The sequence below is a fragment of the Enterococcus raffinosus genome (assembly GCF_001886185.1).
GTDB lineage: Bacteria > Bacillota > Bacilli > Lactobacillales > Enterococcaceae > Enterococcus_A > Enterococcus_A raffinosus.
Map to the genome: position 1 here is coordinate 1 of NZ_JXLA01000017.1, position 12,187 is coordinate 12,187.

General features: G+C 37.0%; 16 protein-coding genes and 1 other RNA gene. 4 read left to right on the top strand and 13 right to left on the bottom strand.

The window, feature by feature from the left end; all coding sequences use genetic code 11:
- Positions 1-194: 194 nt before the first annotated feature.
- Entirely contained in the window at positions 195-557 is a 363-nt protein-coding gene (locus tag RV13_RS10545; RefSeq protein WP_028020625.1) for a hypothetical protein, read from the bottom strand.
- Between the two features lie 85 nt (positions 558-642).
- Positions 643-1,023: a CvfD/Ygs/GSP13 family RNA-binding post-transcriptional regulator gene (locus RV13_RS10550; protein ID WP_010746807.1), complete on the bottom strand. Its 381-nt coding sequence runs from the start codon at positions 1,021-1,023 to the stop codon at positions 643-645.
- 77 nt (positions 1,024-1,100) lie between these two features.
- On the opposite strand from RV13_RS10550, the gene RV13_RS10555 reads away from it, so the two are divergent.
- Positions 1,101-2,267, top strand: coding sequence for a MalY/PatB family protein (locus RV13_RS10555; protein ID WP_010746808.1), 1,167 nt, complete (start codon positions 1,101-1,103; stop codon positions 2,265-2,267).
- 24 nt (positions 2,268-2,291) lie between these two features.
- Here the strand turns inward: RV13_RS10555 and RV13_RS10560 are convergent, their stop codons facing one another.
- Positions 2,292-2,879: a peptidylprolyl isomerase gene (locus RV13_RS10560; protein ID WP_010746809.1), complete on the bottom strand. Its 588-nt coding sequence runs from the start codon at positions 2,877-2,879 to the stop codon at positions 2,292-2,294.
- 128 nt (positions 2,880-3,007) lie between these two features.
- Here RV13_RS10560 and RV13_RS10565 point away from each other — a divergent pair, with 128 nt between their 5' ends.
- The gene (locus RV13_RS10565) at positions 3,008-3,991 is read left to right on the top strand and encodes an NAD(P)/FAD-dependent oxidoreductase (protein ID WP_010746810.1); all 984 of its coding nucleotides are present in this window, start codon (positions 3,008-3,010) and stop codon (positions 3,989-3,991) included.
- A gap of 18 nt (positions 3,992-4,009) precedes the next feature.
- Complete coding sequence (locus RV13_RS10570) at positions 4,010-4,519, top strand: phosphatidylglycerophosphatase A family protein (RefSeq protein WP_010746811.1); 510 nt, start codon at positions 4,010-4,012, stop codon at positions 4,517-4,519.
- A gap of 18 nt (positions 4,520-4,537) precedes the next feature.
- On the opposite strand, the gene RV13_RS10575 is transcribed toward RV13_RS10570, so the two are convergent.
- The 4 genes from RV13_RS10575 to RV13_RS10590 are packed head-to-tail and all read right to left on the bottom strand — an operon-like array spanning position 4,538 to position 7,972.
- On the bottom strand, positions 4,538-5,173 hold the full coding sequence (locus tag RV13_RS10575; protein WP_010746812.1) for a TIGR01906 family membrane protein: 636 nt from the start codon (positions 5,171-5,173) through the stop codon (positions 4,538-4,540).
- Positions 5,163-5,933: a TIGR01457 family HAD-type hydrolase gene (locus RV13_RS10580; protein WP_010746813.1), complete on the bottom strand. Its 771-nt coding sequence runs from the start codon at positions 5,931-5,933 to the stop codon at positions 5,163-5,165. Before RV13_RS10580 ends, RV13_RS10575 begins: the two co-directional genes overlap by 11 nt.
- 4 nt (positions 5,934-5,937) lie before the next feature.
- Positions 5,938-6,558, bottom strand: coding sequence for a YutD family protein (locus tag RV13_RS10585; protein WP_010746814.1), 621 nt, complete (start codon positions 6,556-6,558; stop codon positions 5,938-5,940).
- Between the two features lie 34 nt (positions 6,559-6,592).
- On the bottom strand, positions 6,593-7,972 hold the full coding sequence (locus RV13_RS10590) for a bifunctional metallophosphatase/5'-nucleotidase (protein ID WP_010746815.1): 1,380 nt from the start codon (positions 7,970-7,972) through the stop codon (positions 6,593-6,595).
- Positions 7,973-8,067: 95 nt separating this feature from the next.
- Between RV13_RS10590 and RV13_RS10595 the strand changes: the two genes are divergently transcribed.
- Positions 8,068-8,547 (top strand): methylated-DNA--[protein]-cysteine S-methyltransferase, encoded by a 480-nt coding sequence (locus RV13_RS10595; RefSeq protein ID WP_010746816.1) that lies wholly within the window; start codon positions 8,068-8,070, stop codon positions 8,545-8,547.
- A gap of 43 nt (positions 8,548-8,590) precedes the next feature.
- Here the strand turns inward: RV13_RS10595 and RV13_RS10600 are convergent, their stop codons facing one another.
- The 6 genes from RV13_RS10600 to RV13_RS10625 form a co-directional block, all read right to left on the bottom strand.
- Positions 8,591-9,085 (bottom strand): LURP-one-related/scramblase family protein, encoded by a 495-nt coding sequence (locus RV13_RS10600; RefSeq protein WP_010746817.1) that lies wholly within the window; start codon positions 9,083-9,085, stop codon positions 8,591-8,593.
- 11 nt (positions 9,086-9,096) lie between these two features.
- Complete coding sequence (locus RV13_RS10605) at positions 9,097-9,966, bottom strand: SPFH domain-containing protein (protein ID WP_010746818.1); 870 nt, start codon at positions 9,964-9,966, stop codon at positions 9,097-9,099.
- 161 nt (positions 9,967-10,127) lie between these two features.
- Positions 10,128-10,211: signal recognition particle sRNA small type (gene ffs / locus RV13_RS10610), an RNA gene on the bottom strand.
- Between the two features lie 26 nt (positions 10,212-10,237).
- Positions 10,238-10,741, bottom strand: coding sequence for a tRNA adenosine(34) deaminase TadA (gene tadA / locus RV13_RS10615; protein ID WP_010746819.1), 504 nt, complete (start codon positions 10,739-10,741; stop codon positions 10,238-10,240).
- Between the two features lie 93 nt (positions 10,742-10,834).
- The gene (locus RV13_RS10620; RefSeq protein ID WP_010746820.1) at positions 10,835-11,170 is read right to left on the bottom strand and encodes a hypothetical protein; all 336 of its coding nucleotides are present in this window, start codon (positions 11,168-11,170) and stop codon (positions 10,835-10,837) included.
- A gap of 285 nt (positions 11,171-11,455) precedes the next feature.
- A complete protein-coding gene (locus tag RV13_RS10625; protein WP_010746821.1) occupies positions 11,456-12,166 on the bottom strand; it encodes a zinc metallopeptidase in 711 nt (236 codons plus the stop codon).
- Positions 12,167-12,187 lie beyond the last annotated feature (21 nt).

Below are 12,187 nucleotides of genomic sequence, written 5' to 3' on the forward strand. Positions count from 1 at the left end.
TTTCAGCAACTTTTATATCTTAACAGGTTGCTAAGTGGATGTCAATAACTTTTTTGAAGTTTTTTTATTTCAATGAGTCATCGTTCGTCTTTCACTGTATCAGCAACGTTTATTAATTTACCACTTAATCAACCATCGGTCAACTATTTTTTCAAAAAAAAAGAAACTTATTTTCATAAGCTCTTTTTTTATAACTATTCAAATAATGGTACACCTTCTATTTCAATCGTTCCAAGGATTTTCCTTACGCTTTCTGGGCTTTCCCAAGCAAATCCATCAGGCAACTCTGTAGCCACTTCACTAGCCATTTCAAAGACATACAGTGGTAAATTGTCTCCATGTGATTGTGTATTTGTTAACTCTACCAAACGAATATCGTTAACATTGATATGTAATGTTGCTTTTAAAAAATTCAAAAAACTAGCTAAAACGGTATTTTCGGCTTTAGTATCAGTGCGGGCAAATTCTTTATCTTTTCCTATTTCGTGAACTAAAAAACGTTTCGATCCATCTTCTAAGTGCAACATGATTGTTCCAGATACTTGTTTTGTCACAATTTTCACCTCTGCAAAAGCTAATCGTAAATCGTTCTTATTGTATCACGTTTTCTGAAAAAAAGATATTTTTTGCGTAAAACTACGGCTAATTTTCAGCGTGTTCTTTCAAAAGAAAATCTATTGCTTCATTAGTCCATTTTGGCATACTCTTTTCTAATGAACGAAAGCCGATGTTTTTATTTCGATTCGTAAAGTAACGTTTCCGATGATAGGGTGATTCTGCAGGATGTTCTGTCAATGTCCTCAAAGATAAACTAATTTTTTTGGTATATTCATCTATATCAATAATTTGAACTTTTACTACTTGACCAATTTCTAAAAAGTTATGGATATTTTTAGTATATCCAGCCTGCACCTCTGATATATGGACTAATCCTTGTGTATGATCATCTAATGAAATAAATGCCCCGTAAGGTTGAATTCCAGTTACTTGACCTTCAATAATGTCCCCAATTTTATATTCCATTCATTTCCCTCTTTTCGCATGTTTCATTATACTGTATTTATAAATAAAATTGAAGTTAGGATGTAGGAGGAAGAAGTATGACAAATTTCGATCAACCAATTGACCGTCTTGGTTCCGACAGCGTGAAATGGGACACTATTCTTAACATGTATGAAGAAAAAGAGCTGTTGCCATTGTGGATCGCAGATATGGATTTCAAAGCGCCCGCTGGAGTATTACGCGCTTATCAAAATTTACTTAAACATGGAATACTGGGTTATGCAGATATTCCAGAGAATCTTTACACAGCTATTATTGATTGGGAAGCCAAACACCATCATCTCATTTTAAACAAGAAAGATATTCTTTTCTTTCCAGGGGTATTAGCCGGGATAGCGACAGCGGTCCAAGCTTTTACTAAACCAAATGATGCGGTCTTGATTCATGATCCCGTTTACCCTCCTTTCGCAAATATCATCAAAACCAATCAACGAAAATTAGTCCGCAGTCAATTAATTGAAAAAGACGGACATTTTATTATGGATTTTAGAGATATTGAAGAAAAATTCAAACATTATAAAGTAAAAGCCATGGTCTTATGTAACCCACATAATCCTGGCGGTCGTGTTTGGCGAAAAGAAGAATTGAAACAGCTTGGAGATCTTTGTAGGAAATATGGTGTCCTAGTGTTTAGCGATGAGATTCATCAAGATTTGGTTTTTTCTCCAAATGAAATGATCTCCTTTTTTAACGCTGATGATTCCTTTAGTGATTTTAGTATACAATTTACCTCTATGACTAAAACATTTAATCTAGCAGGAATTAAAAACTCGCTGGCCTTTGTAAAAAACGAGCAATTACGGGCACAATTAATTCGCAAGCAGGAGCAAAACTTTCAACAAGAAATTAACACATTCGGACTCGTTGGAATGCAGGCAGCCTATCAAACTGGAGAAGAATGGTTAACTGAGTTACTATCTTATATTCAATCAAACATAGACTTCACAATGACTTTTTTTCAAAACCATTTACCCAAAACTAGAATTATGAAACCTGAGGGAACTTATTTATTATGGCTAGACTTTTCAGCATATGGATTTTCTGATGAAATACTTGAGGAACGATTGGTTCATAAAGGAAAGGTTGTCCTAAATACGGGGGTTAGTTATGGCCCTCAGGGTAAACAACATATGCGTTTAAATGTTGCTTGTCCAAAAGTTATACTTGAAGAGGGCTTGAAAAGAATTGCTTCTGCTCTTAAATAGAAAAAACGGCCGATGGCCGTTTTTTTATTCTGAAATTTCAATTGTTTCAATGACAATATCATGGACAGGTTTGTCTTGAGCGCCACGTTTAGCTGATGCGATGTTGTCCACAACATCCATTCCTTCCGTTACATGTCCAAAAACAGTATGACGGAAGTCTAACCAAGGAGTTCCACCCTGTTTGTAAGTTTCGATAATTTCGCCAGGGAAACCTGCTTCTTCCAATTGTGCCATCATGTTCGCAGGAACATTCTGATTATTTACGATAAAGAATTGACTTCCGTTAGAATTTGGGCCAGCATTCGCCATTGATAATGCTCCACGAAGATTAAAGAGATTACGCGAAAATTCATCTTCAAATTTTTCACCGTAGATACTCTCACCACCCATACCAGTACCGGTGGGATCTCCTCCTTGAATCATAAAATCAGGAATAACACGGTGAAAAATTACACCATTGTAATAGCCCTTCTTTGCTAATTCAACAAAATTTTTAACTGTTTTGGGCGCTTCTTCAGGAAATAATTGTACTTTAATATCTCCCATATTTGTTTTGATTGTTGCTTTAGGTCCTTTTTCTTCGGTTAAATTTAACTGTGGAAATTGAGTCACTTCAAAATCCTCCTTTATTTTTCTGAGTCCATCATAACAAACTTTTCTTATTTTGCCACCTCTTCAAACTAAGGATTTCTTTCTCTCTCATTTATTTGATACAATCGATGAGAAGAAAGGGTGTTCTTATGGAAATTTTTGATATAACTATCGTTGGAGCGGGGCCTGTAGGCATGTTCGCGGCATTTTACGCAGGCATTCGTCAAGCGAAGACAAAGTTGATTGATAGTTTACCACAACTAGGTGGACAATTGACGACTCTTTATCCTGAGAAAAATATTTATGACATTCCTGGATTTCCAATTGTAAAAGCCGCAGATCTGATTGGCAACTTGGAAAAGCAATTACGGACTTTTTCACACACCTATTGCTTAGATGAAGAAGTTTTAGAAGTAAAACAACACGAAGATTTCCTTGAACTTGTAACAACTAAGGATAGTCACTACACAAAAGCGGTTGTACTTGCTATCGGAAATGGCTCATTCCAACCTAGGCGATTAATGATTGACAATGCTGACTCGTTGGAAAATCACGGAATAGACTATTACATAAATGATCTGATGAAATACGCAGGTAAAAAAGTCGCTATTGCTGGTGGTGGAGACTCTGCAATTGATTGGGCATTGATGTTGGAACCAATTGCCTCTGAAGTATCCATTATTCATCGACGTGATAATTTTCGTGGGCATGAACACAGCGTGCAAAAATTAAAAGATTCATCAGTAAACATTTATACTCCTTATATATTAAAAGAGCTGCATGGGGAACAAAATTTAGAAGATCTGACTTTACAAAAGACAAAAAGTGATGAGACAATTACATTAAATGTGGACTATTTAATTGTCAATTACGGTTTTTCTTCTTCATTAGATCACTTGCGCTCTTGGGGATTAGAGAGTACACGACAGGCTATCCTCGTTGAATCAGATATGCGTACTTCAATTCCCGGAATTTATGCTTGCGGAGACATCGCAACATACGATGGCAAGGTAAAATTGATTGCCACTGGTATGGGGGAAGCACCCACAGCAGTCAATAATGCTCTACATTATATAAATCCTAAAAATCGTACTCAACCAGGACACAGCACTAGCCTATTTCCACAAATTTAATATTAACGGAGGTAAGATATGGTATTTGAAACAACGGCTCTTGAACAAAAGGCCCGTGAACTTTTAGAAGAACGCGGTGTTACCATCAAAGATATTGCCGAATTAGTTTTCTTTTTACAAAAAGATTATATTGACAAGCTGGATATCGAATTATGTATCCACAGTGTAAACCGTGTGTTGACTAAACGTGAAGTTCATAATGCAATTATCACTGGGATTGAGCTAGATAAATTGGCTGAACAGAAAAAATTAGACTATCCATTGCAAAATATTTTGGAGGAAGACGAAGGGCTCTATGGAATCGATGAAATTATGGCACTTTCTATCGTGAATGTTTATGGTTCAATCGGCTTCACAAATTATGGCTATATCGACAAAGTAAAACCTGGAATATTAAAAAAACTGAACGAACATGATGGTGTTCATGTCCACACATTTCTAGACGATTTGGTAGGAGCGATCGCAGCATCTGCTGCCAGTCGTTTGGCTCACGAGCATCCTCGTAAACTTGATTCTATCGTCAAATAAGAGCATTAAAAAAAGAGCTTAACGCTCTTTTTTTAATGCTCTTTTTCCAAAATAGATTGGTAAGAAATAAAAAATTTCTAGTAAAACAAAGAATAAAATAAAACAATGTAAAAAAAATGTTTCCGGTAAAACATTGATGATTGGATCAGTCGCTGGATTAAATATCCATGCGTCATTATTGAAAAAAATACCGTGAAACAGCACAAAAAAACGATCAAAATTTACTGCCATTAAAAATACGAGAACGATTGGAACAGCTACAGCTATACGAAAAGGTTGAATCATCGTCCACAATCGACGTTGCTTAACTAAATGACGTAAATAAAAAATGCTTGGTACAATCGTTATTACTAGCAAGACATAGTTCAAAAGAAATAATTTTTTCACTTCATAAAAATGGAATGCTCCACTCGCTGAAACTGGAAAATTTGTCATTTCCAGCGTTTCTATCCAAGGAAAATTCAAATATCCCATTAACTGATCAAAATTATGCATTAATTCTTTATTTGAAAGACTTGTGTAATCCAGTAGATTTAAGTAGGCTACATCAAATCGATAGAGCCAACGCGCATTGATGGTCAATGTAATTGCTAGTGTAAGTAGGGCGACAACGAAACAGATAAAACCTCCACGTTCTAACCATTTACTTTTCATCGAAATTCCATTCATCTAATGAGTCTACAAGATAAGTAGGCGGTACAGGAAGCGACGATACATCTGCCTTTTGAGTAAATCCCGATAATACTAAAAGCGTGTCAATGTTGTTATTAATCCCCGCCAATATATCTGTTGTATAATTGTCCCCAACCATTAGGACTTCTTTTTTGTCCATAGCTAAAATTTCTACCGCTTTATCCATAATTATTGACTCAGGTTTCCCAATATAAATTGCTTTCTGTTGCGTTGAAGCCTCTATCATTGCAATCACTGATCCCGCACCAGGTAACAACCCCCGCTCAGTAGGGATATTTTTATCTGGATTCGTTCCAATAAAGGTTGCTCCGTTTTGAATTGCCAGCGTAGCTGTAACAAATTTCTCATAAGTAACCTCTGTATCCAAGCCGACAACTACATAATCTGGTGTTTCTTCATCCCAAATATAACCAGCAGACAAAATTGGATCAATTAGTCCTGGCTCACCAATAACATAGACTTTTTTGCCTTTGGCCGCATCATTCATGTAATCAATTGTAGCCAAAGTTGCGGTATAAACAGTCTCTGGTGCGACATGAATTGAAAACTCCTTTGCTAAACGGTTCGCTACTGTTTCTGGAGTTTTTGTAGTATTGTTAGTCAAAAATAAAAACGGAACCTGGCGCTTCTGCAATTGCTCAACAAAACGGCGCCCTGCTGGAATTGGTTCGCTTCCACGATAAATCGTTCCATCTAAATCAATTAAGTATCCTTTGTACATCTTATTACTCTTCTCTTTGACGAATCACAAAGCGTTCGTCCTTTTCTTTTGTTTTTGTAGGTGTTTCCTTTTTAGGCTGACGGTTTTTGATAATTGGTTTTTTCTTAGATTTATCCGTCAAAGGAACTTTTTTTTCCTCAATAAATGCCTGTGACTTGTCCTTACGTTTACGTTTGCGTTTTTTACGATTTTGTTGACGTTTCCCACCTGTTCGTTCCAACACAAAATAAGCACAGCCAAAGTTACAGTACTCATATAAATAATCTTCTAATGTATCTATTCGCTGTTCGGGTAAACTCTTTCGATCATCTTCGCGGAAAAAACCTTTCAGCCGCAATTGATCATACCCCCAATCACCAACGATATAATCATAACGTGTCAAGACCTCACTAAAGCGTTCACCTAAACGTTCGGCATCAAAACCCTCACGATAATTTCTAACTAAGCGGTATTGGCGTTCACCAATCAAAAGATTACTCTCATCGACAAAGACGACGGTTTCACCTTTTTTCTTTTCTTCAGCGGGGGTCTCAACGATTTCATCTAATACCTCAGTCAATTCTTCAGTAACAGTTTTTTCTGGTGTAGTTCCCTTTTTTTGTTTGTCTCTTTTTTCTTTTGCCATCGTTTCACCACCTGATTGTTATTATACCTTGTTTTTAATTGATTGGATAGTGAGTGTGCAGATAGTCACCTAAAACACTTCGGATAAACTTAGGGAATAAAAACTCATACCGTCCAGCAATCTCAATCGTAGGAAAGAATGGTACAAACATAAAATGATCCACCGTAGCAATTGTGTATTCTGTTTCTGGATCGACTGGTTCACCAAGCCATCGAACTTGATGATTGACTCGGTCGTACTCAATCCCATCATAAACTAAGTGCCCGAAAATTTTGCCACGAAACCCCATCCCCATCACAGGAAAATTGATTAAAAAATGTCGATTCTTTTCCATTTCCAAAATCAAACGAATCAGATTGGCACCATCTAATGTTACTTTTATCAAATGCATGGGATGCGGCAACGCGGTATGAAGCTGATCTTGATTAATAATTCCTGCTGGTATATCGGTTAAAAACAGTCCAGAGTTTAAAACAGCTGCTTCAGTGTTAGCTGCTTCCTTAACCGCTTTAAGTGTGTAGTTAATCATAGGATTTTCAGCCTGAAGATCAACACTCAGCGTAAAAGGCAGATTCGCTACTTTTTTATCCGCCAGCAGTCGATGCCCTGTTTGTAGATAGTCCCTTATTTCCTTTTGATCTTCTGGTAACTCCAGCATTTTTTCAGTTGGAAAAGTGTGTGCTGTTGTATCTGAAATACGATGGTTCCTATTCACAAACACTTGAACCTCACCAACATAATAGCCGTATTTTCCTGCAGCCGCTAACTGTACTTTGCCTATTTTTTCGCCGGTTTCAAATAAATGGTGCGTGTGAGAACCTAAAATCACATCAATCATTGGCAACTCTCGTGCGATTTGACGATCAACACTAATTCCAAGATGACTCATTAGTACTAAGACATCAACTTTTGGGCGTAGTTCTTCCACAAGATCTGGTAGAATATCCATCACTTGACGAATATCCCACCCGTTTGGGCTATAGGTTAATGGAAAAGGCGCTGTAAACGCGAGCAATCCTACTTTAGTTCCTTGATCTGTTGTGATTATTTTCGATTGTTGCGACCATTCTGGAGGTTGCAATGTTTGCTTATCAAAAAGATTGTCTAATACAATGTCAAAATTTGCTCGATCATATAAATGATTCAGCTCGTCCTTAGAATTCCCGACTCCTTCATTGTTTCCAATCGTGGCTGCATCGTAATGAATTTGATTCATCAACTGAACATTCGCCTGCCCATTAGTTGCCTCTGTCAGTGGATGCCAGCGATCAACGAAATCACCAAGATCAATCGTAATAACCTTTTTCTCAGGACTTTCTTCTTGCTTTCGGTTCAACAAAAAACGGCGAACCTTTGGCCAATTTTCCAAATGGGAATGAAGATCATTCGTATGCAAAAGAATAATTTTTTCCATTATTCTACCTCTTTTCAACTCTTCTTGTTCCATCTATAGTAACATATAGCTTATTAAGGTCGAACGAACTCGTTCGCTAAAAAGCAGGTGAAAATATGAAATTTGAATCAAGCCTTGGTACGTTGTGGCTAAACGCGAATCAAACTGCTTTAACTCACGTTTCCTATACAGCAATTGATGAAACCCCCTTGGCTAATCAAGAAATTTTACAATCTACAAAAAAACAACTCTTGGAATTTCTATCTGGAAAACGAAAATCATTTGATGTTCCCTATACTTTTGAATTAGGAACCGACTTTCAAAAGGAAGTTTGGTCTACTTTAATGACTATCCCTTACGGCGAGACTTGTAGTTATCTGGACATCGCTGAATCAATCCGACGACCAAAAGCTGTACGTGCTATCGGCCAAGCGAATCGAAATAATCCCTTACCCATTATCATCCCTTGTCATCGAGTGATTGGAAAAAATGGAAAACTCGTAGGTTACTCTGGATCCACTGAAAAGGGATTGACAATTAAAGAACAATTACTCGCAATAGAAAATCCAGTTTTACAAGAAATTACACTGTTCTAATTGCAAAAACACCGTTATCGCGTTTTTTCGATAACGGTGTTTTTTAGTTTGTTGACGAGGACGCTGATGCTTCATCTTCCTTCACACAATCAATCGCGATCACAAGTGAGATAACCAACTCTTCAAAGTCTTCATTAAAAATCGTAATCTCATACGTATCTCCCCAAGAAATCCAACGCTTATTGATTTCAGCCACTTTTTTCCCTTTTTGCGAGACCTCAAAATCCATGTCCCACCAGTTTCCTTCGACACTTAAATCTTCAGCAGAAATCGAATATTTCGCCTTCAAAAAACTCAAGTGTTTTGAAATTTCAATAGCCTCTTTCCCATTCATCTCAACATAGAACTTAGGTAACAAACTAATGACTTTTTTCGTGATTCGGCTAACTTCATTCCCGTGTTCATCTTCAATATGAAATGTTTTTGGGATTTTCATAAAACTACCTTTAACAAAATAACGTGGTTGTTGATCTTCATCCATCACTGTAAATTTTTCACCAATACTAAAAACCTTTTGTTTAATATAAAGTTTCTTCATCGCCGAGCCTCCTATTTTTCAGACAAATCTCCTGTATTTATAACCGGTTGTGTTCCTTTGTCAGTGATGATTGAAACAAGCAAGTTGTTAATAAGTTGAACCTTTCGATCATCAGTAAAATGAATTTCTTGACCATTCTCAATCTGTTCAAGAGCCATTTGTGTCATTGTCACTGCGCCTTCTACAATCGTTTGACGTGCAGACAATATGGCTTTTGCTTGTTGACGCTGCAGCATCGCATTAGCTATTTCTGTCGCATATGCTAAGTGATTCAACCGCGTTTCGATTACCTCGACTCCAGCCATCGCTAAACGCTCCTGTAATTCTTTAGCCAGTTCTTCAGAAACTTCAGTTGTATTTCCTCGTAAAGTTAAATCGTCTTCATTAAAGGTATCATAAGGATATTGAGTAGCAATGTGTCGGATCGCGGTCTCACTTTGAATCTCTACAAAATCCAAATAATAATCAACATCAAATAATGCCTTAGCGGTATCTACTACTCGAAACACGACGACTGCTGAAATTTCTACAGGATTTCCATCTGAATCATTCACTTTCAAAAGCGAACTATTGAAATTCCTAACCTTCAGTGAAACAGGGATTTTTCTTGTCAACGGCGTCGTAATAAATAAGCCGTTTTCTTTGATCGTTCCAAGATATTTTCCAAAAAACAAAACAGCTTTTGCTTTATTTGGCCCCACAATAGTTAAAGAACTTAAAAATAGAGCAGCGATAATCCATAAAATAATTCCTAGAAAAATGAATCCTAAACTATTCGAATCATTGCCGGCAAGAATTGCCCAAAAACCTATTCCTAAAATTATAACTAAACCAACTAAACCTAAATATCCATTAATGTGAAACGCTTGTTTCTCTTTCATCCTTGCACCTCCAAAATTCATAACCTCAGTGTACGCTTCTTTTGAAAGAGCTTCAATTATTTCAGACGATTCGATCATCAATAGAAACCAATAACAAAAGTCTTATTCAACTCTAAAATTACACAAAAAAAAGCAAGCTCATCGCTTGCTGTAAAAAATCATATTATCAGACACATGCCGGATCCTACTTAGTGCTGCTTCCTTCCAGACCTGACACAATTCACAGGCCCGGCATTGTCCTGCCTTTCGGCAAAAAATAGTATAACAAACTCTAGTCATTTTGGCTAGTCTTTTTTTTCTTCTCCCGAATCTCTCGAAAAAATTTCGTTAATAACATCCCGCATTCTTCTTTCAAGATACCACCTTCAACATACGCTCGATGATTAAAGCGCTCATCCGTTAATAAATTCATCAACGTTCCTGCCGTTCCACCTTTAGGATCATAAGCACCAAAATAAACTTCCTCTACTCGAGACAAAATCATGCCTCCACTACACATTGGACAAGGTTCTAATGTAACAAATAATTGACATTCCTCCAATCGCCAACTGTCTAAATGACTACACGCCTCACGAATAGCAAACATTTCTGCATGACTTGTGGCATCTTGACTATGTTCTCGTAGATTATGTCCCCGTCCAATAATTTCACCATGGTAAACTACAACGGCACCAATAGGAACCTCTGCGATCGCTTCTGCCTTTTTCGCTTCAGCAATTGCTTCCTGCATAAAAAAAACTTTTTCTTCTTCTGTCAACTGGCTCTGTCTTTCCATTTCATCCCTCACTCTTTTACCTCTATCAATTAATCAATTTACTTTAGCACAACTCCTTAAACAAAAAAAGATGCGCCATTACTGGCACATCCATTACATTACTTTGTCCACAAAATCCATCAATCGGTCTTTTAAATCCTCGGTCGTATCTTTGATGGAATCACCATAGACCGATACTCGCTTTTTTCCGCTTTTGATCTTGTCTAAAATACTCATGATGTTATCTAAATCTTCATCCGATAGTTTGTCAACGATTGCCAATAATGTTTCACTACCGTCAAACTTATCACTAACAAAACGTTTTACTTTGCATCGATTTGACATGTGACGAGCTTTTTCAATTAGTTTTCCAGAAGCAATAACAGCTGTCGCAGTACTAGCCGCAACAATAACACCTACTCCGATTTTGATCTTAGTTGATTTTTTCATGGTATCAGCTCCTATTCTTATTAATGTCGTTATTCTTTCCCATAGAAAAAGTGAATACGCTATGTCTGTCACTCTCAAGATTACTAAATGCATTTAGTTTATTTATCACTACGACAAAGCACATTAGTCATCCTTTATTCCATCATACCACACACTTAAAATTATCAATAATAAGAAACTCAAACAAATGAAAGCGCAATCTTATAATGGGGAAATTAACTTAAAAAAGAGTTCAATGCCGTATCCAAATTTTGTACAAAAAAAGAACCGACATTACGTCAGTTCTTAATCACGACTTCGATTACCGAATAATAAAATCAATCGTAGCAATTGCAAAAATGTCGCTAACGCTGCAGCTACATAAGTCAACGCTGCGGCAAACAGAACTTTTCGAGCTGCTGCTAATTCATCTTCAGCTAACATGTTTCCATCACGCAAGATGTTCAATGCACGTCTCGAAGCATCAAACTCTACCGGTAAAGTAACTAGTTGAAAAATCAAGGCCAATGAAAAGGCCAAAATACCAATATTGATCAGTGTTTGGTTCCAACTCATGAAGACCCCTAGCATAATCAATGGAAATGAAAGTGTCGATCCAATATTCGCTATTGGTACGATCGCTGCTCGCATTTTTAATGGAATATAATTTTTAGCATCTTGTACCGCATGTCCACATTCATGAGCTGCTACACCAATAGCTGCCACTGAGGTTGATTGTGCGGTTGACTCCGATAAGCTCAGCATTTTATTCCCGCTATTGTAGTTATCTGTTAAATCTCCAGCAATTTGTTGAACACCTACATCATTGATCCCTTGACTACGCAAAATATATTCAGCCGCTTGAGTCCCAGTAACACCTTTGCTGCTGCGGAATTCATCATATTTTCGAAAGGTCGAATTAACATAAGCAGAAGCAAGTCCCGAGATGACCAGTCCAGCAATCACTAATAAAAACGTGGGATCTAGAAAATTATAAAATGTTCCATACCCATACATATACATTCTCCTCTAATCAAA